The following is a 22,185-nucleotide window of genomic DNA, read 5'->3' as shown; positions in this document are numbered from 1 at the left end:
TCGCGGGCAAGCCTCGCTCCTACAGCTCAGGGGCTCAGGGATTCCTGATGCTGTTGAGGGTCATCAGGCCGGCCAGCGGCCAGTCGCCTTCGAGTTCCGCCAGGCCCGCGGTGTGCATCGGCTGGGGATTGCGCAGATGACCGTGCTGCAGAAAGCCGATCAGGTTGCCCACCAGCGGCTGGTGGCTGACCAGCAGCACGTTGTCCGCCGAGTCGAGCTGGGCGACCACCGACAGCGGGTTGTTGTCCGGCGTCAGCCAGGACACGGTGCGGATGTCCGCTTCGAAGCCCAGGGCTTCGCGCACCAGCCTCGCCGTCTGCTGCGCCCGCGCATAAGGGCTGGCGATGATCGCGCTGAGCGGCTGGCCGATCAGGTGCGCGGCGCTGCGCAGCGCCTCCTCGCGACCATGCTCAGTCAGGTTGCGCTCGGCGTCGCTGCGCGCATGAGGCTCGGCTTCACCGTGACGCAACACCCAGAGCTTCACAGCTTGGGCTCCTCGTCACGCACCGGATGGGGCGCCGGTGGCACCACATGCGGCGCTTCACCTTCAGGGGCCCGCGGGGCCGGCCAGTCGGCAAACGGCCAAGGCTTCTGGTCGGTGTGGAAACTGCCGAAGCGACCGATCTGCGCCAGGAACTGGCTCAGGCTGTCGCCGAAGTTCATCAGGCTGGCACTTGGCGAGCCGTAGATCAGCCGGTAGATCAACTGCACCAGCACCAGCGCACCGAGGATGAATTGCGCCACTTGCCAGACCAGCACGAACACCAGCATCCACAGCACACGCAGCAGGATGGATTCGTACTTGGCTTCGGAATTCGTATCGTTCATGTCTCGCTCCTGTCCTGCTCAGTTGAAACCACTGGGGGAGATAAAGTCGACATCGGTTTTCGGCTCGCCACGCATCAGCAGCTCGATGACCTGGTTCAGCGTGCGACCTTCAAACAGGATGGCATGTAATCCAGCCACCAGCGGCATATATACGCCCACTTCCTGTGCCTTGACCTTGAGCACCTTGAGGGTATTCACGCCTTCGGCCACCTCGCCGAGCCGGTCCACCGCCTCTTCCAGGCTCAGGCCTTCGCCCAGGGCGAAACCGACCTGGTAGTTGCGGCTCTTGGGCGACGAGCAGGTGACGATCAAATCGCCAACCCCTGCCAGACCAAGGAAGGTCATCGGGTTGGCGCCCTGGCTGACGGCGAAACGGGTCATTTCCGCCAGCGCCCGGGTAATCAGCATGCTCTTGGTGTTTTCCCCCATGCCCAAGGCCACAGCCATGCCGGCAATGATCGCGTAGACATTCTTCAACGCCCCGCCCAGCTCGACGCCGAAGCGGTCGGCGCTGGCATAGACGCGGAAGGTCCGGCCATGCAGGGCCGCCTGCACACGCTGGCAGAGTTCTTCGTCTTCGCTGGCGACCACGGTGGCGGTCAAGGCGTGTTCGGCCACTTCACGGGCCAGGTTCGGCCCGGACAGCACGCCGATCCGCGCTTGCGGGGCGATGTCTTCGAGGATTTCGCTCATCAGCTTGAAGGTCTGCGCCTCGATGCCCTTGGTCAGGCTGACCAGCAGCTTGCCGGCGAGCAACTGCGCATGGGGCGCCAGCACCGAGCGCAGGGCGCTGGAGGGCAAGGCGACAAAACACAGGTCACTGTCGTTCAGGGTGGCCAACAGATCGGTCACCGGCTCCACCGCCGGATGAATCTTGATGCCTTTGAGGTAACGCGGATTTTCGCGATGAATGCGAATGGCCTCCGCCTGCTCCGGGTCACGCATCCACTGCCGCACCCGATGACCGTTCTCGGCCAGCAGATTGGCCACGGCGGTACCAAAGCTTCCGCCTCCCAGGACCGCGATAGGGCGCTGTTCAGTCATATGCAATCCATCAATCCATACAGTGGCGATGGCGGCATTATACGGGGCGCCCCTGCGGCGGCCAGCCCTGTGAACAATTAGGCACAAATGCCGGGAAAACACCGATTAGGACGGGGAATGTCGGGGTTATCGACTGGAAAACCCGGTCATCTCGGTTAACATGCGCGGCAATTACTCGTTATCAAGGCTGTGCCGTGTATCCTGGCCCTCCCCTCTCCCGCCCATCCCTGTTGCTGGCGCTGCTTTGCAGCACCCCGGTGCTGGCCGACGATCTGTTCCTGGACAGCCAGCCGCTGCCGGAAATCCTCACCGCCACCCGTCTGAAACAATCCCCCGCGGCCGTGCCCGGCAGCATGACCGTGCTCGACAGCGAACTGATCAACGCCAGCGGCGCCCGCGATATCAGCGAGCTGCTGCGCCTGGTGCCGGGGATGATGGTCGGCAATATCAGCGGCAACCAAGCCGCGGTGAACTATCACGGCACCAATGCCAGCGAAGCGCGCCGCATGCAGGTGCTGATCGATGGGCGCTCGGTGTACCGGGCAGGCCTGGCCACCGTGGACTGGAGCGACATTCCGGTGGCCATGGAGGACATCGAGCGCATCGAGGTGTTCCGCGGCCCCAATACCGTCAGTTACGGCGCCAACGCGCTGATGGCGGTGATCAACATCATCACCCGCTCGCCCGCCAACAGCCACGGCACGCGGATCAAGGTCACCCGCGGCCAGCGCGGCATCAGCGACTGGTACGCCAGCCAGGGCACCGGCTGGGACAGCGGCGACCTGCGCCTGTCGCTGTCCGGGCAGGAGGACGACGGCTTCGACAGCGATCGCAACGGCGCCGACTACCGCGACAGCCGGCGCTTGAACCGCTTCAGCCTGTCGGTCAGCCAGATGCTCAATGAGCAGCAGAGCATCGACTGGCAGCTCAGCGCCAAGGAAGGCAGCAACCAGCGCCCCTATACCTACCGCCCGGTGTTCTCCGGTATCACCTCGGCCGGCTACAACTCCGACGTGATTGCCAAGGACTATGCCGGCTCGCTGCGCTGGAACCTGGACATCAACCCGGAGCACAGCCTTTATATACAAGGCTCGGCCCAGCACTGGGACCGCCAGCAGAACTGGCGCGCCTGTGACGCCGAAGTGTCGTTCAGCCCGGAACTGACCCGCCTCTGGCAGCTCAACCCGAACTACGCCGAACTGCTGGCCCGGCACATGGACAATTTCACCGGCTCCGGCGCCCCTCCAGGCACCGCGGCCGAACAGGCCCTGGCGAACCAGGTGCTGACGCAATGGAAGGACGGCGCCAAGCGCACGGTCTGCGGGGATATCGACCAGAGCGCCCGCGAATCGCGCTACGACCTCGAACTGCAGGACACCCTGAGCCTGTCCGATGGCGTGCGCCTGGTCAGCGGCCTGAACTATCGCTACGACCGCGCCGACTCGCAAACCTATTTCAACGGCACCCTCGACGACAGCACCTGGCGCGCCTTCGGCCAGCTGGAATGGCGCGCCACCGAACACTGGCTGTTGCAGGGCGGCGCCATGTTCGAGGACTCGCAACTGAGCGGCAGCTCGCTGACCCCGCGGGTGGCGGTCAACTACCTGATCAACCCGCGCCACGGCCTGCGGGCGGTGTATTCGGAAGCAATCCGCTCGCCGGACATGTTCGAGAACAACGTCAACTGGAGCTACCGGGTCACCAAGCTGAGCCCGACCGCCTACGGCCAGCCCAGCGCCCAGTACTTCGTCAAGACCCGCGGCCCGGGCAACCTCGACCAGGAACGCATGCGTTCACGGGAACTGGGCTACAACGGCTTTTTCGCCGATCTCGGGCTGAACCTCGATGTGAAGCTGTTCTACGACGAAATCAGCGGGATGATCAGCGAGCCGCTGCGCAACAACCAATACATCGCCAGTAACAGCAACAGCTCACGCTTCGCCGGCACTGAAACCCAGCTGGACTGGCGCCTGAACCCGGCGGACCGGCTGCGCCTGACGTACGCCTATGTCGACGCCGAGGCCAGCAACCCGCTGGACGAGCAATTGACCGCGCGCCACAGCGGCTCGGCGGGCTGGTTGCGCGACTGGGGCCAGGGCTGGTCCAGCGCGCTCTTCTACTATGGTTCCAGCGCGCTCAACGGGTATCGCTTCGAACGGGTCGATACCCGCGTCGCCAAGCGTATCCCCTTGGGCAAGGGCAGCCTGGAGCTGGCCGGCGTGCTCCAGCAACGGCTCGACGACGAGCCCACTACCTTTGTCGACAACAACTATGACTCGCACCACGTCCTCTACTTCAGTGCGGAGTTGACGTTCTAGCATGAGCCACCGTCAGTCAGGGATGACGCCTGCCTTGAACCGATTCCGGGTTCGCCTGCTGCTGTTCTGTTGCCTCTGGGGTGCACTCCCCGCATGGGCGGCACAGGTGTTGCTGACCGGCGCCGAAGACAGCGCCGGCGTGCAGGCCTTTGCCCAGGCACTGGCGCAACAGCGGCCACAGGACGACGTGCGCTTCGAGCCCCTGGCCAACCTGCCTGCCCCCGGTCAATTGCCAGCGGGCACCCGGCTGATCCTGCTCGACCCGGCCAGCCTCGAATGGCGCCAGCAGGAGGCCCAGGGCCCGGCCACGCTGGTGTTGCGCATCGGCCGGATTCAGGCTCAGCAGCGCCTGGGGGCAACGTCTTCGCCCCGGCTGAGCCTGTTATGGAGCGACCCGCCGCTGGCTCGGCAATTGCGGCTGATCCGCAAGATTCTGCCCCAGGCCCGGCGGATCGGCGTGCTCTACGGCGTCGACAGCGAATTCCTGCTCAAGGAGCTGCACCAGGCCGCCCATCCCCTGGGGCTGGAAATCGTCGCCGAACGCTGGGACGACACCAATGACAGCCGTCCGCTGCAAAGCCTGCTGAAAAGCAGCGACGTCCTGCTGGGGCTGGACGATCCGCAGCTGTACAACCCGAAAACCGCGAAGAACCTGTTATTGAGCAGCTATGCCCGGCAACTGGCGCTGATCGGCCCCAATGCCGGCTTCGTCAAGGCCGGCAGCCTGGCCAGCACCTACAGCGACCAGGAAGACTGGCTGCAGGTGCTCGACGATTTGCTGGACCGGCCCACGACCCACTGGCCGCGTACCCTGTATCCACAACCGTTCAAGGTGTTGAGCAACCCGCAAGTGGCACGCTCCCTGGGTGTCGAACCGATTGACGAGCAATCGGTGGCGACCCAGCTGGCCGAAGGAGAAAAACGCCCATGACCTTCCGTCGCCGTTGGGACATCAGTACCCGCACCCAGATTATCTGCCTCGGCCCGGCGCTGCTGCTGACCCTGCTGCTGATCAGCTTCTTTACCTTCGTACGGATCCAGGATCTGCGCCAGGAGCTGAACCACACCGGCCAGTTGATCGCCAACCAGCTGGCGCCGGCCACCGAATACGGGGTGATCTCGGGCAACAGCGAAGGTCTCGAGAGCCTGCTCAAGGCCACCCTGGCCACGCCCCACGTGCGTTTTCTCGAAGTCCAGGACAGCCGCAACAAGATCCTGGTGTACGTCGAGCAGCCTTCGGAGACCCACAACCGCTCACAGCAGGTCGAAGTGTTCCAGGCCCCGGTGCGCCTGCAACGCATCCAGCTCAGCAACGACTTTTTCCAGGACGACCCGAGTGCCAGCGTGAGTCCGAGCGAGGATTACCTGGGGCGGGTGATCGTCGGCATGTCCAACGACGCCTTCAGCCAGCGCCAGCAGGAGATCCTGTTCAAGGCCGGCATCCTCGCGCTGTTCGCCCTGCTGTTCACCTTCCTCCTGGCCCGCCGCCTGGCGGCCAGCCTGTCACAGCCGATCAGCGCCATGGGCACCGCGGTCAAGGCCATTCAACAGGGTGACTTCAAGACTCCGCTGCCGATCGTCGACGACGCCGAGCTGGGCGATCTTTCGCGGCATATCAACAACCTGGCCGCCGGCCTCGAGCAGGCCAGCCGCGAGCAGCACCAGGCCATGGCCCAGTTGATCCAGACCCGCGAAGAAGCGGAGCGGGCCAACAACGCCAAGTCGGATTTCCTGGCGATGATGAGCCATGAACTGCGCACGCCCATGAACGGCGTGCTGGGCATGCTGCAACTGCTCGAAACCACCGAAATGACCGATGAACAGCACGAATACGCGGCGCTGGCCTCCGAGTCCACCGAGCACCTGCTCAAGGTGATCAACGACATCCTCGACTTCTCGCGCATCGAGCGCTCGGCCCTGGAGCTGGAGCACATCCCGTTCAACCTCGCCGAACTGATCAGCAGTTCGGCCCAGGCCTTCCAGCACAGCGCCGCGCAACGCGGGCTGGACCTGCAACTGCGACTGCCGCCCGGCATGGAGTCGCTGCAGGTCAAAGGCGACCCGACGCGCATCCGGCAGATCCTGGTGAACCTGATCGGCAACGCCTTGAAGTTCACCGAGCAAGGCAGCGTCACCGTCGAGCCGCAATGGCAGGCCCTGGACCATGAGCTGCTGTGGTTCACCTGCAGCGTGCGCGACAGCGGGATTGGCATCAGCACCGAAAGCCTGGAACTGATGTTCAACGCCTTCCAGCAGGCCGACAGTTCGATTTCCCGGCGTTATGGCGGCACCGGCCTGGGGCTGCCGATCGCCCGCACCCTGGCCGAACGCATGGGCGGCACCCTGCGCGCCCAGAGCGAGGAAGGCCGCGGCTCGGTGTTCACCCTGGAGATCCCGCTGGCGCTGTACCAGCAAAGCCTGCCGGTGCTGGCGCCACGGGTGCACAGCGGGCATGCCCATGGCGAAGGACGCAACGTACTGCTGGTGGAAGACAACCCGGTCAACCAGACCGTGATCCAGGCCATGCTGCGCAGCCTGGGCTTCACGGTCAGCATCGCCACCGATGGCGCCCAGGCCATTCGCAGCGCCGAGAGCCTGATCTTCGAGGCGATCCTGATGGATTGCCGGCTGCCGCTGATCGACGGCTACGAGGCCACCCGGCAGATCCGCCAACTGCCCGGATGCGCCGATCTGCCGATCATCGCCTTGACCGCCAACGCCTTGCAGGGCGACCGCGAAGCGTGTTTGTCGGCGGGAATGAACGATTACCTGGCCAAGCCGTTCAAACGCACGGATCTGCAGCAAATTCTCCAACGCTGGGTGCAGTAGCGGCCACTTATCGACCATCTGCGACTGGCGTGGCGGGCGAAAGTGCGGCAGTCTTAGGCACCCGAACAGGCCCCTCACAGGGCCTGTATAATAATTTCAGTGCACAAGTGTACATTCATGTCCCTTGTGCTGTGACTTTCACCACAACGCAATAGTCTATGAGTAGGCTGCCGGCTCGAGGCATGAACGCTTCGATCGGCCGGGAAGATTTGCCCCACCCTGCCGCATGGGACTATTGAGGAGCTCGCATGACCAAACAAAACGCCTTTACTCGGGAAGATCTGCTGCGCTGCAGTCGCGGTGAGCTGTTCGGCCCAGGTAACGCGCAACTGCCCGCCCCGAACATGCTGATGGTGGATCGCATCACTCATATCAGCCAAGAGGGCGGCAAGTACGGCAAAGGTGAATTGGTCGCCGAGCTGGATATCACCCCTGACCTGTGGTTCTTCGCCTGCCACTTCGAAGGCGATCCGGTGATGCCGGGCTGCCTGGGCCTTGACGCCATGTGGCAACTGGTCGGTTTCTTCCTGGGCTGGCAAGGCCTGCCGGGCCGCGGTCGCGCCCTGGGCTCGGGCGAAGTGAAGTTCTTTGGCCAGGTGCTGCCGACCGCCAAGAAAGTCACCTATAACATTCATATCAAGCGCGTCCTCAAGGGCAAGCTGAACATGGCCATCGCCGATGGTTCGGTCAGCGTCGACGGCCGCGAAATCTACACCGCCGAAGGCCTCCGGGTCGGCGTTTTCACCTCCACTGACAACTTCTAAGGGTTATCCGCATGCGCCGCGTCGTTATCACTGGTCTGGGCATCGTTTCGTGCCTGGGCAATGACAAAGAGACCGTCTCCGCTAACCTGCGTGCAAGTCGCCCTGGCATCCGCTTCAACCCGGAATATGCCGAAATGGGTCTGCGTAGCCAGGTTTCCGGCTCCATTGACCTCAATCTCGAAGAGCTGATCGATCGCAAGATCTATCGCTTCGTCGGCCACGCGGCGGCTTACGCCTACCTGGCCATGAAAGACGCCATCGCCGACTCCGGCCTGACCGAAGAGCAGATTTCCAACCCGCGTACCGGCCTGATCGCCGGCTCCGGCGGCGCCTCTACCCTGAACCAGATGGAAGCGCTGGATATCCTGCGCGAGAAAGGCGTCAAGCGCGTCGGCCCATACCGCGTGACGCGGACCATGAGCAGCACCGTTTCCGCATGCCTGGCCACTCCGTTCAAGATCAAGGGCCTGAACTACTCCATCGCTTCCGCCTGCGCCACCAGTGCTCACTGCATCGGTACCGCCATGGAACAGATCCAGATGGGCAAACAGGACATCGTGTTCGCCGGCGGCGGTGAAGAAGAACACTGGAGCCAGTCGTTCCTGTTCGACGCCATGGGCGCCCTGTCCAGCAAACGCAATGACACCCCGGAACAAGCCTCCCGCGCCTACGATGCCGACCGTGACGGCTTCGTCATCGCCGGCGGTGGCGGCATGGTGGTGGTCGAGGAGCTGGAACACGCTCTGGCCCGTGGCGCGAAGATCTACGCCGAAATCGTTGGCTACGGCGCGACGTCCGACGGCTACGACATGGTGGCGCCAAGCGGCGAAGGTGCAATCCGTTGCATGCAGATGGCCATGTCCACTGTCGACGCACCGATCGACTACCTGAATACCCACGGCACCTCGACTCCGGTCGGCGACGTCGCGGAAATGAAAGGCGTGCGTGAAGTGTTCGGCGACAAGGCTCCAGCCATCAGCTCCACCAAGAGCCTGTCGGGTCACTCCCTGGGCGCCGCCGGCGTTCACGAAGCGATCTACTGCCTGCTGATGATGGAAGGCAACTTCATGGCAGGTTCGGCCAACATCGACGAGCTGGATCCGGAAGTGGCCGACATGCCGATCCTGACCAAGACTCGCGAAGACGCCACCATCAACACCGTGATGAGCAACAGCTTCGGCTTCGGCGGCACTAACGCCACCCTGGTCCTGAAGCGCTGGCAGGGCAAGTAAGCCCCGCCTTTGCCACATGAAAAACGCCCCGACTGGTTCGGGGCGTTTTTTATTGGGCGACTGTTTTCCCCCGCGCAAAAGCACTTACACCGAGAAACGCGCCACCAGGGTGTTCAGGTCCACCGCCAGCCGTGACAACTCCTGGCTCGCGGCGCTGGTCTGGTTGGCCCCGGCCGAGGTCTGCATGGCCAGGTCGCGGATGTTCATCAGGTTGCGATCCACCTCCCTGGCCACCGCCGCCTGCTCCTCCGAGGCGCTGGCGATCACCGTGTTGCGCTCGTTGATCAGGGTGATCGCTCCGGCGATTTCCTCCAGCGCCGCCCCCGCCGCCTTGGCCAGCTCCAGGGTCGAGCGGGCCCGACTGTTGCTCTGCTGCATGGAGCTGACAGCCTGCTCGGTGCCCAGCTGAATGCCGCCGATCATCTGCTCGATCTCCTGGGTCGATTGCTGGGTGCGATGCGCCAGCGCCCGCACCTCGTCCGCCACCACCGCGAACCCGCGACCGGCATCCCCGGCCCGCGCCGCCTCGATGGCGGCATTCAGGGCCAGCAGATTGGTCTGTTCGGCCACCGAACGAATCACATCCAGCACCTTGCTGATGCCATACACCTTCTGCGCCAGCTCTTCGACCTGGGAGGCGTTGGCAGTCACGTCGTCGGCCAGGGACTCGATGGACTGTACCGTCTGGCGCACCTGCTCACGCCCATGCTGGGCAATCAGGTCGGACTGGCGGGAGGCTTCGGACGTTGCCACGGCATTGCTGGCCACCTCCTCCACCGCAGCGGTCATCTGGTTCACCGCAGTCGCCGCCTGTTCGATTTCCTGGCTCTGCTGGTGCAGGCCACGGGTGGCATCCTCGGTCACGCAACTGAGTTCCTCCGAAGCGGAAGCCAGCTGGCTAGAGGACTCGGAAATACGCCGGATGGTCTCCCGCAGGCTGTGCTGCATGGCCTTGAGCGCCTGCAGCAGGCGCGCCGGCTCATCCTTGCCGCTGATACGAATGTCCTCGGTCAGGTCGCCGCCGGCCACCACCTCGGCCACGTTCAACGATTGCGCGAGCGGCAGCACGATGCTGCGGGTGAGCAACAGGGCCAGGACAATGGTCATCAGGCCCGCCACCACGATCATCACCACCACCCAGACCTTGGCGTTGCTGAACACCGCCCTGGCCAGCTCGGTGGCCAGGTTGGCGTTGTGCCGGTTAAGGGCCACCAGCTCATTGAGGGTGCCCGCCAGCTCATCGGCCAGCTGGCTCATCTCGCCATTGACCACCGCAACCGCATCCTCGACCCGCCCCTGCTGCGACAGCGCCATCACCTGGTTCTGATGCTCGAGGTAGCGCTTCTCGGCGGCCTTGTAGCGATCGAACAGCACACGCTCTTCCGGTAGCACAATCAGCGCGTTATAGCGCTCCTGGGCCACCGTCATGCCGCGCTTGATCTCATTGAGTTTGCTTTCGTTCTGCGCCAGGGCCTGGGGGCTGCGGTTGATCAGCAAGCGCATGGTCAGCGCCCGGACCCGCAGCAGGTCCTGATTCATTTCGCCCACCGACATCACACTGGGTAGCCAGTTATTGTCGACCTCGTCGGACTGCGCGCGCATGTTCGACATCTGCAGCAGGGCGAACGCCCCCAGGCCGAACACCATCAACGCCAGCAGGCCGAAGCCCAGGCCCGCGCGCGGTGCAATGTTGAGACTCCTGATGCTCATTCTCCGGTTCCTTCCAAAAGCGCTGCATTCGCCATACAGCGGGCTGCTCTTGAAGGTATCGGGTCGCGGAAAATTTGCTTAAGACGAAAACGTGATATCAAAACGCCCAAGCACTCCGATGCCTGGGCGTAAACGATTCAGCGTACGGTAAAACGCTGCTGGACCAACAAACGGTCGCCCTGGAATACCATGAAACGCCACTCGCCGGGGATCACCTCATGACTCTCGGTGAACTCATAGGCCATGATGTCCTGCGGTGCGCCCGGCACCAGTTTCTGGGTCACTTCGAGCTTATCGTGACGCTGGCCATCCGGGGTACGGATGCCCGGCGTGAAATACAACAGGGTCAGTGGCACATCCTCGGCCACCTTGCCGGCCAACTGATAACGCAGGCCGAACTTGGTGCCCAGCCGCGCGGGCACGATCTCGGTCTGCTCGATGTTTTCGTTGCTGCGCCGCAGCACCCTCTCACCCGACTGCAACGCGGCCTTCGGCCCCTCGAACACACCATATTCCACCGGGCCTTCGACACGGACTTCGGCACGGGCTTCGGAATAGCCCAGGCCACTGAGCATCATCAGCGCCGCCAATGCGCTTAAACGGGTGAGGTGCATATCGCGCTCCTTGATTGAGATGGCGCGAGCCTATGACGCAGGCATGACAGGCTGATGACAAACCTGCATCACCAGCGCCTTGGCAACGCCCACGAACCGGAGCCACCCAGGATCAACGTGCGCGCGGCAGCACGGCGAGGAAGTTGTCCCGAGCCACCTTACGCGCCACGGCCTCCGGCAAGGCATCGAGGAAGGGATCGAAGCCGCGCATTTCCCGCCCCAGCTTGTTGAAACGCCCGACAACGTCCGAACCCAGCATGAAGCGCTCGGGAAAGCGCTCCACCAGCTTCAGCCACTGCGCCCGAGGCACGCCCTGCTCATCCAGCAGATATGGCCTGAGCACGCTCCAGGACAGGTCGATGTACAGGTTGGGGTAAGACTCGAGCATCCGCGCCAGGGTCGGCAGGAGAAAATCCAGCTGCACCTGATGCCGGTGGATCTCCATGCTGGTGCCCGCGTGGGCCCAGATAAAGCGCGTGTGGGGATGATTGCGCAGCGGCTCTTCGATTTCCGCCAGGTACAGCGGGTTCTTCTCGCGCTTGGAGGTGATGTTGGAATGCAGCATCACCGGCAGGTCGTTTTCCGCCGCCAGGTGATAGATCCGCGTCATCGCCTCGTTATTGGCCCGCGGTGTATCGCCGGAGGTCAGCGCGGTCAGGTCGTCGTGGCGGGTGAACACTTCGCCGATGCCCTGCCATAGCCCCGGATTGAGGTCGAGCATGCGCTGGATATGGGCGTCGGAGTTCTTGTCGTTGGGGTTGAAGCCAGAGAGGAACGGATGAAAATGCTGGCGCTGCTCGGGCGTCAGGCGGTTCACCGCGGCAGCGACAATCACATCGGTGGCGCTGTACCAGTAGGCATCGGCGTCGTCGCCGGCGTAGTAGCGCGGCCGCTTGGGTTCGTCTTCATGCCATTTCTTGGCCACCGGGATACCGGAAATCATCACATGTTCGATGCGATTGTCGGCCATGGCCTTGAGCAGCTTGTCCATGCCTGCCGACTCCTGGAAGAAGTCGACGTAATGCAAGTGAGCATCGCTGTAGGCGTAGTCGCGGGCCTGGGCCCAGGCGCTCGGCAGCAGTAACAGCAAGGTGCTCAGGTAGATCCAGTGCATGGGCGGGCTCCCGTCGGTTGACGCTGGGTAGACCCTGCCCCGCAGGTGACGGTTCAGAAAAAGGGGAACGCACGGCAAGCGTAATGCTCTATAACTGCACCACCTTTCAATGTCTGTTCCGACTGCTCACCACTGCCCGAGGTCCGCCATGACTATCACCGTCAACACCGAGTCCAGCGAAGGTTTCCGCCACAGCATCCAGATCGATGACCATCAATTGTTCGCCGACCTGCCCAAGACCCTGGGCGGCGAAGGCTCCGCGCCGGAACCCCACGACTTTTTCGATGCCGCCCTGGGTGCCTGCAAGGCCCTGACCCTCAAGCTGTATGCGCAGAAAAAAGAGATTCCGCTCACCGGCGTCACGGTCGAGGTCAAGCACGACAACAGCCAGGAGCAGAAAGGCAAATATGCGCTGCACGTCAAGCTGACCCTCAAGGGCGTGCTCACCGACGCCCAACGTGAAGAACTGCATCGCGTCGCCGACCGCTGCCCGGTGCACAAGCTGATGACCACCGCCGAGGTGAGCATCGAGACCCACCTCTCCGAAGGCGCCTTCAGCCAATAGCGCCACGGCTCGCACAAGCGGGTTATGCTCCCGGGCATAACCCGATCAGCCTGGAATGCACCATGAACACACCGCTCGTGATTCGCCCTCGCGCCGAGGACGTCGAAGGCCAACCCATCCTGCGTCCGCTGCCCTCGGCCCAATGCCGCAGCGTGGGGCCCTTCGTGTTTTTCGATCATATGCTGCAAACCCGCTACCCCGCGGGCAAGGGCATGAATATCCGCCAACATCCGCATATCGGCCTGTCGACCCTGACCTACCTGTTCCAGGGGCAGATCCAGCACAAGGACAGCCTCGGTTCCGATCATGTGGTGAACCCGGGGGATGTCAGCTGGATGACCGCCGGTAGCGCCATCGCCCATGTCGAGCGCACCCCGCAGGCGCTGATCGACAGCGACTTCAGCATGCACGGCCTGCAGGTCTGGCTGGCTTCGCCCAAAGCCCATGAACAAGGCCCTGGGCACTACAGCCATCACCCGGCCGCGACCTTGCCGGTCAGCGATAATCTCGGGGTCAAGATCCGCATGATCGCCGGCAGTGGTTTCTGCCTGGAATCGCCGGTGCCAGTGCTCTCCCCGACCCTGTATGCCGAAATACAGTTGCAGACCGCGACCACCCTGCTGATCCCCGCCGAACATGAAGAGCGCGCCCTGTACGTGCTCGAAGGCGACGCCCAGCTGGATGGCGAGCCCGTCGAACCGCACTCGCTGGTGATCCTGCCGGCCAGAACCACACCCACCCTGTTCGCCGACAGCGATTGCCATGCCGTGCTGTTCGGCGGCGCGCCGCTGGATGGTCCACGGCGGATCAACTGGAACTTCGTCTCCAGCGACCCGGCGCGTATCGATGAAGCCCGCCAACGCTGGGCCGCCGGCGACTGGCCGACGGTGCCGGGGGAAAGCGAAAGAATCGAACTGCCCAAGGGCAAAGGCTCGCCGTCACCCCTGTAGCGCCGGGCGCTCGGTGATCCGGACAGGTCAAGCGCCGGGCCAGGCTTCCCCCGCCGCCTGGTTGCGCAACCAGGTACCGGCCGGCGCGAGCGGTTGCGGGTAGCAGGATCCCGGCCTATGGTCCAAGCGATGCATTGCCTGCGACCGGCGCGCGATGATTCGCCGTGGGTCGCCCATCCAGCGCAGCTTTGCGCAGCGAGGTGACGACATGCCGAACGACTCCCGTCCCGCCGTGCTCGAACTGATCGGCAACACGCCGCTGGTGCGTGTCAGCCGTTTCGATACCGGCCCCTGTACGCTGTTTCTCAAGCTTGAATCGCAAAACCCCGGTGGCTCGATCAAGGACCGCATCGGCCTGGCGATGATCGATGCCGCCGAGCGTGATGGCCGCCTGCGACCCGGTGGCACCATAGTCGAAGCCACCGCCGGCAACACCGGCCTCGGCCTGGCCCTGGTCGGCCGCGCCAAGGGTTATCGAGTGGTCCTGGTGGTGCCGGACAAGATGTCCACCGAGAAAGTCCTGCACCTCAAGGCGATGGGCGCCGAAGTGCACATCACCCGCTCCGATGTCGGCAAGGGCCACCCTGACTACTACCAGGATATGGCCGCGCGACTGACCAAGGAGATTCCCAACGCGTTCTTCGCCGATCAGTTCAACAACCCGGCCAACCCGCTGGCCCACGAATGCAGCACCGCGCCGGAAATCTGGGCGCAGACCCAGCATGACGTGGACGCCATCGTGGTCGGCGTCGGCTCGGCCGGCACCCTGACCGGCCTGACCCGGTTCTTCCGCCGGGTGCAGCCGGACCTGGCCATGGTCCTGGCCGATCCGGTCGGCTCGGTGATGGCCGAATACAGCCGCAGCGGCGCCCTCGGCACGCCCGGTTCCTGGGCGGTGGAAGGCATCGGCGAAGACTTCATTCCGTCCATCGCCGACCTTTCCAGCGTGCGCAAGGCCTATTCCATCAGCGACGAGGAAAGTTTCGAGCACGCCCGCCAGTTGCTGCGCGCCGAGGGTATTCTCGGCGGCTCTTCGACCGGTACCCTGCTGGCCGCGGCTCTGCGCTACTGCCGCGAGCAGACTGAGCCGAAGCGGGTGGTCAGCTTCGTCTGCGACACCGGCACCCGCTACCTGTCGAAGATCTACAACGACCAATGGATGAACGACCAGGGCCTGCTGCAACGCAAAGGCTACGGCGACCTGCGCGACCTGATCGCGCGGCGCTTCGAGGACGGCCGGGTAATCAGCGTGGGGCCGGACGATACCCTGCTCACCGCCTTCCAGCGCATGCGCCTGGCCGACGTCTCGCAACTGCCGGTGCTGGTGGATGGGCAGCGGCTGGTCGGGGTGATCGACGAGTCGGACATCCTGCTGGGTGTGCACGAAGATGCTTCACACTTTCGCAAGACCGTGGCCAGCGCCATGACCGATCAGCTGGAAACCCTGCCTCCCGGCGCCAGCCTGGCCGAACTGGAGGCGGAACTCGACCGTGGCTTCGTGGCGATCATCGCCGACGCTTCGGGCTTCCACGGCTTGATTACCCGGGTCGACATGCTCAACCACTTACGGAGATCACTGCCATGAGCCAACAGGATGAAAGCAGCGCGCCACGCGCCTTCGCCACCCGGGTAATCCATGCCGGGCAAACGCCGGACCCTTCCACCGGGGCGCTGATGCCGCCGATCTACGCCAACTCCACCTATGCCCAGCAAAGCCCCGGGGTGCACAAGGGGCTCGACTACGGGCGCTCGCACAACCCCACGCGCTGGGCCCTGGAACGCTGCGTGGCGGACCTCGAGGGCGGCACCCAGGCCTTCGCCTTCGCCTCCGGGCTGGCAACGATTTCCACCGTGCTCGAACTGCTCGACGCAGGCGCGCATATCGTTTCCGGCAATGACTTGTATGGCGGGACGTTCCGTCTCTTCGACAAGGTGCGCCAACGCAGCGCCGGCCATCGCTTCAGCTTCGTCGACCTGACCGATCTGTCGGCTTTCGAAGCGGCGCTGCAGGACGACACGCGGATGGTGATGGTCGAGACCCCGAGCAATCCCCTGCTGCGCCTCACCGATCTCGCCGCCATCGCGCGCATCTGCCGGGCACGGGGCATCATCTGCGTCGCCGACAACACCTTTGCCAGCCCGCGGATCCAGCGTCCGCTGGAGCTGGGCTTCGATATCGTGCTGCACTCGACGACCAAGTACCTCAACGGCCATTCCGACGTGATCGGCGGCATCGCGGTGGTCGGGCAGAACCTCGACCTGGCCGAACGTTTGGGCTTCCTGCAGAACGCCGTGGGAGCGATCGCCGGGCCGTTCGACGCCTTCCTCACCCTGCGCGGGGTGAAGACCCTGGCGCTGCGCATGGAACGCCACTGCAGCAACGCCCTGGAGCTGGCGCAATGGCTGGAACGCCAGCCACAGGTGGCGCGGGTCTACTACCCGGGCCTGCCGTCCCACCCGCAGCACGCACTGGCACGGCGGCAGATGCACGGTTTCGGCGGGATGATTTCCCTCGACCTGGACTGCGACCTCGCCGGCGCCAGGCGTTTTCTCGAGAGCGTGCGGATCTTTGCCCTGGCCGAGAGCCTGGGCGGGGTGGAAAGCCTGATCGAGCACCCGGCGATCATGACCCACGCCAGCATTCCCGCGGATACCCGGGCGCAGCTCGGCATCGGCGACGGGCTGGTGCGTTTGTCCGTGGGCGTCGAGGATGTGGAGGACCTGCGCGCCGACCTGGCCCAGGCACTGACGCGGATCTGAATGGCCGACAGGCACAAAAAAAGCCCGCCTGGCGCACAAGGCGGCTCACTGAGAGCCGCATTGCATCGCCAAGCGGGCTTGTGGTTCCCGGGGCTCAGCCCTTGAACACTTCATCCAGCAGGTTGTGCATCGAGGTGAAGGCGCGACGGGCGGTCTTGGCGTCGTACATCATCTTGCCCGGTACATTGGCGTGCGGATCGGTGAAGGAATGCACCGCGCCGCCGTAACTCAGCAGTTGCCAATCCACCCCCGCGGCATTCATTTCCTCTTCGAAGGCCGGCAATTGCTCTTTCGGCACCAGCGGGTCGGAGGCGCCATGCAGCACCAGCACCGAACCCTTGATGTTCCGGGCGTCGGCCGGGTTCGGCGTATCCAGGCTGCCGTGGAAGGACACCGCGGCTTTCAGCGGCGCACCACTGCGCGCCAACTCCAGGGAGCAGCAACCGCCAAAGCAGAAGCCGAAGGTGGCCAGCCGGGCCTTGTCCACCGCCGCTTCCTGCTGGCTCTGCAGCGCCTCGAAGGCCGCCTGCATGCGCTTGCGCAGCAAGGCCCGGTCATTCTTCAGCGGCATCATGGCGGCACCCGCCTCGTCGCCGTTGCTCGGGCGGACCTGTTGCCCGTACAGGTCGGCGATCAACACCACATACCCCTTGGCGGCGACCGCCTCGGCGATCTTCTCGGCACCGGCGCCGACACCCATCCAGTTCGGCGCCATCAACAGCCCCGGACGCGGGCCCTGCTGGCTGGCATCGAACGCCAGGCGGCTTTCATAGGATTGACCATCAATCTGGTAGACCAGGGAACGAACAGTGACTTGGCTCATTTCAGACTCCTGATTCAAAAACACCGGAATGAAAAAACCCGCCGAAGCGGGTTTTTATACAACGCAGTTAAACCGACAGTTCAACCAGCAGCTTGTTCAGGCGGCGCACATAGGCGGCCGGGTCTTTCAAGCTGTCGCCGGCAGCCAGGGCCGCCTGATCGAAGAGGATGTGCGACAGGTCGCCGAAGCGCTCGTCGCTCTGCTCGCCGTCGAGTTTCTCGATCAACGGGTGAGCCGGGTTGAATTCGAAGATCGGCTTGGAATCCGGCACCTTCTGCCCGCTGGCCTCGAGGATCTGGCGCATCTGCAGGCCCAGGTCCTGCTCGCCGATCGCCAGGATCGCCGGGGAGTCGGTCAGGCGGTGGGAAACCCGCACTTCGCTGACGGTATCGCCCAGGGCGGTCTTGATCCGCTCCACCAGGCCTTCCTTGCTCTTGGCGACTTCTTCCGCGGCCTTCTTGTCCTCTTCCGAGTCCAGGTTGCCCAGGTCCAGGTCACCCCGCGCCACGTCGACAAAACCCTTGCCGTCGAAGTCGCTCAGGTAGCTCATCAGCCACTCGTCGATGCGGTCGGTCAGCAGCAGCACTTCGATGCCTTTCTTGCGGAAGACTTCCAGGTGCGGGCTGTTCTTGACCTGCGCGTAGGTTTCGCCGGTGAGGTAGTAGATCTTGTCCTGGCCTTCCTTGGCGCGTGCCAGGTACTCGGCCAGGGAAACATTCTGCTCGCCGTCGTCGCCCTGGGTGGAGGCGAAGCGCAGCAGGCCGGCGATCTTTTCCTTGTTGGCGAAGTCTTCGGCCGGGCCTTCCTTCATCACCTGGCCGAAGTTTTTCCAGAAGCCCTTGTATTGCTCAGGCTCGTTCTTCGCCAGTTTTTCCAGCATGTCCAGCACGCGCTTGGTCAGCGCCGACTTCATGGAGTCGATGATCGGGTCTTTCTGCAGGATTTCCCGCGACACGTTCAGCGATAGGTCGTTGGAGTCAACTACGCCCTTGATGAAGCGCAGGTACAGCGGCAGGAAGGATTCCGCCTGGTCCATCACGAACACGCGCTGCACGTACAACTTCAGGCCTTTCGGCGCTTCACGCTGGTACAGGTCGAATGGCGCACGGGCCGGCACGTACAACAGCGAACTGTATTCCAGCTTGCCTTCGACCTTGTTGTGGCTCCAGCTCAGCGGGTTCTCGAAGTCGTGGGCGATGTGCTTGTAGAACTCCTGGTATTCCTCGTCCTTGATTTCGGTACGCGGACGGGTCCACAGGGCACTGGCGCGGTTGACGGTTTCCCATTCCTGCGCAGGCTTCTCCTCGCCCTCAGCGGCAGCGGCCTCTTTCGGTAGCTCGATCGGCAGGGCGATATGGTCGGAGTACTTCTTGATGATGTTGCGCAGGCGCCAGCCGTCGGCGAACTCGTCTTCGCCGGACTTCAGGTGCAGGACGATGCGGGTACCGCGGTCGGCCTTGTCGATGGTCGCGACTTCGAACTCGCCTTCGCCCTTGGAGGACCAGTGCACGCCTTCGCTGGCGTCAAGGCCGGCGCGGCGGCTGAAGACATCGACCTTGTCGGCGACGATGAAGGCGGAATAGAAGCCCACGCCAAACTGACCGATCAGGTGCGAATCCTTCTTCTGGTCGCCGGTGAGGTTTTTCATGAAATCGGCGGTGCCGGACTTGGCGATGGTCCCCAGGTGGGTGATCACATCGTCCCGGCTCATGCCGATGCCGTTGTCTTCGAGGGTGACGGTCTTGGCGTCCTTGTCGAAGCTCACACGGATTTTCAGCTCCGCGCCACCTTCCAGCAACTCAGGCTTGGACAGGGCTTCGAAGCGCAATTTGTCGACAGCGTCAGAGGCGTTCGAGATCAGTTCGCGAAGGAAGATTTCCTTGTTGGAATACAGCGAATGGATCATGAGGTGCAGCAGTTGCTTTACCTCGGTCTGGAAGCCCAGGGTTTCCTTTTGAGTTTCCACACTCATGGTCATCAAACTCCAATCAGATGGCATAAGCCGCGCCCGAAGGGCTTACGGCGGGATGTCCACAGAGTTGGGGGCTATACCTGAGATTTCAAGGCCCTGGACTTTCTTCGAGCTTGAAATGTGCGCGGGCGGTGGCAATCGGCTCCTCCGCGCTGCTCTGCCAGGCGGTGATGGCCACATTCGCCACCCGCCGTCCCTGGCGGCAGACCTGGCATTTGGCATAAGTATCGCGAAATTGCCCGGCACGCAGGTAATCGAGGGAAAAGTCGATGATCTTCGGCACGCCCGGCGAGCCGGTGCCAATCAGCAGATGCAGGGCCGCGGCCAGCTCCATGAATCCGGCGATCACCCCACCGTGCAGGGCCGGCAGCAACGGGTTGCCGATATTGTCGCGGTTGGCGGGCAGGCGAAACAGCAACTCATCGCCCTGCCGCGAACACTCGATGCCAATCAGTCTGGCGTAGGGAATCAATTGCAGCAGCGCGGCGTAATCGCCTTGCTGGTGGGCATGCAGCACTTGCTTCTGGAAATCATCGCTCATGGCTGCTCACCCTTGATGGCGCCGGCAAAACCTTTGCTGCCCTTGATGCCCTTGCCCATGCGCATGAAGGTGCCCACCACATGGGCAACAGGGTGCTCGGGGTCATCCTGATAGGCAAAACCACGGGTGAAAATCACATCGGTGGTCACCCGGTAGCACTGGGCAAAGCCATACACGCTCTTGCCCGGCTGCGCAGGGTGCATGTAATCGATGCGCAGGTCCAGGGTCGGGCAGACCTCGAACTCCGGCAGGACGCACAAGGTCGCCATGCCACAGGCGGTGTCCATCAACGAGGTCAGCGCGCCACCGTGGATCACTCCGGTCTCGGGGTTGCCGACTATCTGCGGGCTGTAAGGCAACATCAGGGTAATGCCGTCTTTTGAGGCGCTGTGCACGCTCATGGCCAATACCTGGCAATGGCGCAGCGCCGACAAAAACCGCGTCGCACGCTCAAAAACAGGGTTTTGCTCCATAAGGAAACTCTCTAGTTGGTGTCAAAACCGCTCGGTTAACGCGGCAGGTAAAAGTTCCATATTGCTGGCACTTTATATATCTTTAACTTTCAAGGAACTTAACCTGTAGAGCCATGCTCGAAAGGCCAGAAGATATCTTCAATAAGGAGAAACACCCCATGCGTAAGACTTTAGCTATTGCCCTGATGCTGACCGCTTCCCTCGGTCTCGCTGCCTGCGATAAAAAATCCGAGGACAAAGCTCAAGATGCCAACCAACATGCTGAGCAAGCTCAACAGAAAATGAATGAAGCTCAGGATAAAGTGAACGAAGCTGCAAAAGAAAACGCCGAAGCAGCCAAAGATCAGGTTGAATCGAGCAAAGCAGCGGCTGAAGAAGCTGCCAAGGAAGCCGCTCCTAAAACCAACTAATCCGGTTTTAGTGCAGCAAAAAGAAAGCCCGCCTAGTGCGGGCTTTACTTTGTCTGCAATAACGCTAAGCCAACAGGCTGCGAAAAGTCGGACTAAGCATCAGCAGCAATGAGCAGAGCAGACCGATAAACCAGACCAGACTGCGCTGCCAGGCAAGATCCGCCCAATAGCAAAGCAGATAGATAACCCGCGTAATGACGAAGACGATCGCCAGGCCGTCGATCAACCAGCCCTGAGTCTGGGTGGTATGGGCCATCAGGACCCCCACCGCGAATAACATGAAGGCTTCGAAACTGTTCTGGTGCGCCGCCACTGCCCGGGCGCCGAACCCCGTGAGTTGTGTCTGTTGCTGGCGTGGCAGGTGATTGTCGTAGCCGCCCTGCTCTTTCATCGCCCTGGCTACCGGTATGCGCGCCACGTAAATCAACAACGCGCTGATAAACACACACCAGAACGCAATACTCATCAGGCTATCTCCTTGTTCGCCTCGGGCAATGGCGCCTCTGTAGGGGTATAGACCATCACATCCAACACGTCGGAATGAAACTCCCGGCGGTACAGCACCAGCACCACGCCCGCGCTCATCAGCATGAACAGCCAGGGGCTGACGAACCAGGCCAGCATGCTCATGCCGAAGTAATAGGAACGCAGGCCGAAGTTGAACTGGTTGGCGGCCATGGAAATCACCCGCGCGGCCCGCATTGCAAAGGCTTTTCGTTCCTGTTCGGAAACATGCCGCTCACCGATCATCGGCGCCGAGCCCACGAGAATGGCCGCGAAGTTGTACTGGCGCATGCACCAGCTGAAGGTGAAGAAGGCATAGACGAACACCAGGGCCAGGCACAGCAGCTTGATCTCCGACATGCCCTGGGAGGCCTGCTGCACCATGGGAATATCGGCCAGCAGCGACACCGCACGCTCGGAAGCGCCAAGCACGGTGAGGATACCGGCGAGGATAATCAGGGTGCTGGAGGCAAAGAACGAGGCATTGCGTTCCAGGTTGCCGATCACGCTGGCGTCGGCAATGCGGTTGTCGCGCAGCAGCATGCGGCGCATCCAGTCTTCCCGGTACAGGTGCAGCACGCTGGCCAGGCACGCGGTGTCACGGCCCTTCCACGTGGCGTAGCGGGTGTAGCCGCCCCAGCAGATGACAAACCAGAGGGCGGCGATGAGATGGATCAGGTTGGCTTCGACGAACGACATGCAGGTTCCCGGATAGGCGTTGGCAGAGTGCGGAT

General features: G+C 63.0%; 22 protein-coding genes and 1 pseudogene. 10 read left to right on the top strand and 13 right to left on the bottom strand.

Annotation, left to right across the window (positions count from 1 at the left end):
- Positions 1-34 precede the first annotated feature (34 nt).
- The 3 genes from sixA to C4K27_RS08885 are packed head-to-tail and all read right to left on the bottom strand — an operon-like array spanning position 35 to position 1,872.
- Positions 35-484 carry a phosphohistidine phosphatase SixA gene (sixA, locus tag C4K27_RS08895; protein WP_053260170.1) on the bottom strand — a complete coding sequence of 150 codons (450 nt, stop codon included), beginning with the start codon at positions 482-484 and terminating at the stop codon, positions 35-37.
- Entirely contained in the window at positions 481-828 is a 348-nt protein-coding gene (locus C4K27_RS08890) for a DUF4389 domain-containing protein (protein ID WP_007931570.1), read from the bottom strand. The genes sixA and C4K27_RS08890 overlap by 4 nt, the downstream gene beginning before the upstream one ends.
- An 18-nt stretch (positions 829-846) precedes the next feature.
- A complete protein-coding gene (locus C4K27_RS08885) occupies positions 847-1,872 on the bottom strand; it encodes an NAD(P)H-dependent glycerol-3-phosphate dehydrogenase (RefSeq protein ID WP_053260169.1) in 1,026 nt (341 codons plus the stop codon).
- Positions 1,873-2,066: 194 nt separating this feature from the next.
- Between C4K27_RS08885 and C4K27_RS08880 the strand changes: the two genes are divergently transcribed.
- The 5 genes from C4K27_RS08880 to fabB all read left to right on the top strand — a co-directional run bounded on the left by C4K27_RS08880 (position 2,067) and on the right by fabB (position 9,015).
- Complete coding sequence (locus tag C4K27_RS08880; protein WP_053260168.1) at positions 2,067-4,190, top strand: TonB-dependent receptor plug domain-containing protein; 2,124 nt, start codon at positions 2,067-2,069, stop codon at positions 4,188-4,190.
- 1 nt (position 4,191) lies between these two features.
- Entirely contained in the window at positions 4,192-5,121 is a 930-nt protein-coding gene (locus C4K27_RS08875; RefSeq protein WP_053260167.1) for an ABC transporter substrate-binding protein, read from the top strand.
- On the top strand, positions 5,118-7,019 hold the full coding sequence (locus C4K27_RS08870; protein ID WP_053260166.1) for an ATP-binding protein: 1,902 nt from the start codon (positions 5,118-5,120) through the stop codon (positions 7,017-7,019). Before C4K27_RS08875 ends, C4K27_RS08870 begins: the two co-directional genes overlap by 4 nt.
- A 248-nt stretch (positions 7,020-7,267) precedes the next feature.
- Positions 7,268-7,783, top strand: a complete 516-nt coding sequence (gene fabA / locus C4K27_RS08865; protein WP_007931558.1) for a 3-hydroxyacyl-[acyl-carrier-protein] dehydratase FabA — start codon at positions 7,268-7,270, stop codon at positions 7,781-7,783.
- Between the two features lie 11 nt (positions 7,784-7,794).
- Positions 7,795-9,015 (top strand): beta-ketoacyl-ACP synthase I, encoded by a 1,221-nt coding sequence (fabB, locus tag C4K27_RS08860; protein ID WP_053260165.1) that lies wholly within the window; start codon positions 7,795-7,797, stop codon positions 9,013-9,015.
- 84 nt (positions 9,016-9,099) lie between these two features.
- On the opposite strand, the gene C4K27_RS31710 is transcribed toward fabB, so the two are convergent.
- The 4 genes and pseudogenes from C4K27_RS31710 to C4K27_RS08845 form a co-directional block, all read right to left on the bottom strand.
- On the bottom strand, positions 9,100-9,963 hold the full coding sequence (locus tag C4K27_RS31710) for a methyl-accepting chemotaxis protein (protein ID WP_370686805.1): 864 nt from the start codon (positions 9,961-9,963) through the stop codon (positions 9,100-9,102).
- Positions 9,955-10,725 (bottom strand): annotated as a pseudogene (locus C4K27_RS31705) (MCP four helix bundle domain-containing protein); the annotation flags it as partial. The pseudogene C4K27_RS31705 and the gene C4K27_RS31710, both read right to left, overlap by 9 nt.
- A 137-nt stretch (positions 10,726-10,862) precedes the next feature.
- A complete protein-coding gene (locus tag C4K27_RS08850; protein WP_053260163.1) occupies positions 10,863-11,339 on the bottom strand; it encodes a DUF3859 domain-containing protein in 477 nt (158 codons plus the stop codon).
- A gap of 112 nt (positions 11,340-11,451) precedes the next feature.
- Complete coding sequence (locus tag C4K27_RS08845; protein ID WP_053260162.1) at positions 11,452-12,453, bottom strand: amidohydrolase family protein; 1,002 nt, start codon at positions 12,451-12,453, stop codon at positions 11,452-11,454.
- Positions 12,454-12,601: 148 nt separating this feature from the next.
- Here C4K27_RS08845 and C4K27_RS08840 point away from each other — a divergent pair, with 148 nt between their 5' ends.
- The 4 genes from C4K27_RS08840 (at position 12,602) to C4K27_RS08825 (ending at position 16,728) form a co-directional block, all read left to right on the top strand.
- Positions 12,602-13,018 (top strand): OsmC family protein, encoded by a 417-nt coding sequence (locus C4K27_RS08840; RefSeq protein ID WP_007931549.1) that lies wholly within the window; start codon positions 12,602-12,604, stop codon positions 13,016-13,018.
- Positions 13,019-13,080: 62 nt separating this feature from the next.
- Positions 13,081-13,968 (top strand): pirin family protein, encoded by an 888-nt coding sequence (locus C4K27_RS08835; RefSeq protein WP_053260161.1) that lies wholly within the window; start codon positions 13,081-13,083, stop codon positions 13,966-13,968.
- A 208-nt stretch (positions 13,969-14,176) separates the two neighbouring features.
- Positions 14,177-15,553, top strand: coding sequence for a pyridoxal-phosphate dependent enzyme (locus C4K27_RS08830; protein WP_053260600.1), 1,377 nt, complete (start codon positions 14,177-14,179; stop codon positions 15,551-15,553).
- Complete coding sequence (locus tag C4K27_RS08825) at positions 15,550-16,728, top strand: trans-sulfuration enzyme family protein (protein ID WP_053260160.1); 1,179 nt, start codon at positions 15,550-15,552, stop codon at positions 16,726-16,728. The genes C4K27_RS08830 and C4K27_RS08825 overlap by 4 nt, the downstream gene beginning before the upstream one ends.
- Before the next feature lie 94 nt (positions 16,729-16,822).
- Here C4K27_RS08825 and C4K27_RS08820 read toward each other — a convergent pair whose 3' ends face one another.
- The 4 genes from C4K27_RS08820 to C4K27_RS08805 form a co-directional block, all read right to left on the bottom strand.
- On the bottom strand, positions 16,823-17,551 hold the full coding sequence (locus C4K27_RS08820; RefSeq protein WP_053260159.1) for a dienelactone hydrolase family protein: 729 nt from the start codon (positions 17,549-17,551) through the stop codon (positions 16,823-16,825).
- 67 nt (positions 17,552-17,618) lie between these two features.
- A complete protein-coding gene (htpG, locus tag C4K27_RS08815) occupies positions 17,619-19,523 on the bottom strand; it encodes a molecular chaperone HtpG (RefSeq protein WP_053260599.1) in 1,905 nt (634 codons plus the stop codon).
- A gap of 88 nt (positions 19,524-19,611) precedes the next feature.
- Positions 19,612-20,064, bottom strand: a complete 453-nt coding sequence (locus C4K27_RS08810; protein WP_053260158.1) for a PaaI family thioesterase — start codon at positions 20,062-20,064, stop codon at positions 19,612-19,614.
- A complete protein-coding gene (locus tag C4K27_RS08805) occupies positions 20,061-20,537 on the bottom strand; it encodes a PaaI family thioesterase (RefSeq protein ID WP_053260157.1) in 477 nt (158 codons plus the stop codon). Before C4K27_RS08805 ends, C4K27_RS08810 begins: the two co-directional genes overlap by 4 nt.
- Positions 20,538-20,695: 158 nt before the next feature.
- On the opposite strand from C4K27_RS08805, the gene C4K27_RS08800 reads away from it, so the two are divergent.
- Positions 20,696-20,947: a hypothetical protein gene (locus C4K27_RS08800; protein ID WP_007931529.1), complete on the top strand. Its 252-nt coding sequence runs from the start codon at positions 20,696-20,698 to the stop codon at positions 20,945-20,947.
- Between the two features lie 64 nt (positions 20,948-21,011).
- On the opposite strand, the gene C4K27_RS08795 is transcribed toward C4K27_RS08800, so the two are convergent.
- Complete coding sequence (locus C4K27_RS08795; RefSeq protein WP_009042792.1) at positions 21,012-21,413, bottom strand: MAPEG family protein; 402 nt, start codon at positions 21,411-21,413, stop codon at positions 21,012-21,014.
- A complete protein-coding gene (locus tag C4K27_RS08790; RefSeq protein ID WP_007931525.1) occupies positions 21,413-22,150 on the bottom strand; it encodes a DUF599 domain-containing protein in 738 nt (245 codons plus the stop codon). The genes C4K27_RS08795 and C4K27_RS08790 overlap by 1 nt, the downstream gene beginning before the upstream one ends.
- Positions 22,151-22,185 lie beyond the last annotated feature (35 nt).

This window comes from Pseudomonas chlororaphis subsp. chlororaphis (assembly GCF_003945765.1).
Classification (GTDB): Bacteria; Pseudomonadota; Gammaproteobacteria; order Pseudomonadales; family Pseudomonadaceae; genus Aquipseudomonas; species Aquipseudomonas chlororaphis.
The sequence above is the reverse complement of the archived record's forward strand: the minus strand, read 5'-3'. Positions and strand labels throughout refer to the sequence as shown.

What these genes read in the sequence shown, in the direction of transcription:
- C4K27_RS08870 (WP_053260166.1), top strand. Translation starts at nt 5,118, where the DNA reads ATGACCTTCCGTCGCCGTTGGGACATCAGTACCCGCACCCAGATTATC.
- fabA (WP_007931558.1), top strand. Translation starts at nt 7,268, where the DNA reads ATGACCAAACAAAACGCCTTTACTCGGGAAGATCTGCTGCGCTGCAGT.
- C4K27_RS08830 (WP_053260600.1), top strand. Translation starts at nt 14,177, where the DNA reads ATGCCGAACGACTCCCGTCCCGCCGTGCTCGAACTGATCGGCAACACG.
- C4K27_RS08850 (WP_053260163.1), bottom strand. Translation starts at nt 11,339, where the DNA reads ATGCACCTCACCCGTTTAAGCGCATTGGCGGCGCTGATGATGCTCAGT.
- C4K27_RS08845 (WP_053260162.1), bottom strand. Translation starts at nt 12,453, where the DNA reads ATGCACTGGATCTACCTGAGCACCTTGCTGTTACTGCTGCCGAGCGCC.
- fabB (WP_053260165.1), top strand. Translation starts at nt 7,795, where the DNA reads ATGCGCCGCGTCGTTATCACTGGTCTGGGCATCGTTTCGTGCCTGGGC.
- C4K27_RS31710 (WP_370686805.1), bottom strand. Translation starts at nt 9,963, where the DNA reads ATGCAGCACAGCCTGCGGGAGACCATCCGGCGTATTTCCGAGTCCTCT.
- C4K27_RS08795 (WP_009042792.1), bottom strand. Translation starts at nt 21,413, where the DNA reads ATGAGTATTGCGTTCTGGTGTGTGTTTATCAGCGCGTTGTTGATTTAC.
- C4K27_RS08800 (WP_007931529.1), top strand. Translation starts at nt 20,696, where the DNA reads ATGCGTAAGACTTTAGCTATTGCCCTGATGCTGACCGCTTCCCTCGGT.
- htpG (WP_053260599.1), bottom strand. Translation starts at nt 19,523, where the DNA reads ATGAGTGTGGAAACTCAAAAGGAAACCCTGGGCTTCCAGACCGAGGTA.
- C4K27_RS08810 (WP_053260158.1), bottom strand. Translation starts at nt 20,064, where the DNA reads ATGAGCGATGATTTCCAGAAGCAAGTGCTGCATGCCCACCAGCAAGGC.
- C4K27_RS08875 (WP_053260167.1), top strand. Translation starts at nt 4,192, where the DNA reads ATGAGCCACCGTCAGTCAGGGATGACGCCTGCCTTGAACCGATTCCGG.
- C4K27_RS08885 (WP_053260169.1), bottom strand. Translation starts at nt 1,872, where the DNA reads ATGACTGAACAGCGCCCTATCGCGGTCCTGGGAGGCGGAAGCTTTGGT.
- C4K27_RS08840 (WP_007931549.1), top strand. Translation starts at nt 12,602, where the DNA reads ATGACTATCACCGTCAACACCGAGTCCAGCGAAGGTTTCCGCCACAGC.
- C4K27_RS08835 (WP_053260161.1), top strand. Translation starts at nt 13,081, where the DNA reads ATGAACACACCGCTCGTGATTCGCCCTCGCGCCGAGGACGTCGAAGGC.
- C4K27_RS08890 (WP_007931570.1), bottom strand. Translation starts at nt 828, where the DNA reads ATGAACGATACGAATTCCGAAGCCAAGTACGAATCCATCCTGCTGCGT.
- C4K27_RS08820 (WP_053260159.1), bottom strand. Translation starts at nt 17,551, where the DNA reads ATGAGCCAAGTCACTGTTCGTTCCCTGGTCTACCAGATTGATGGTCAA.
- C4K27_RS08790 (WP_007931525.1), bottom strand. Translation starts at nt 22,150, where the DNA reads ATGTCGTTCGTCGAAGCCAACCTGATCCATCTCATCGCCGCCCTCTGG.
- C4K27_RS08805 (WP_053260157.1), bottom strand. Translation starts at nt 20,537, where the DNA reads ATGGAGCAAAACCCTGTTTTTGAGCGTGCGACGCGGTTTTTGTCGGCG.
- C4K27_RS08825 (WP_053260160.1), top strand. Translation starts at nt 15,550, where the DNA reads ATGAGCCAACAGGATGAAAGCAGCGCGCCACGCGCCTTCGCCACCCGG.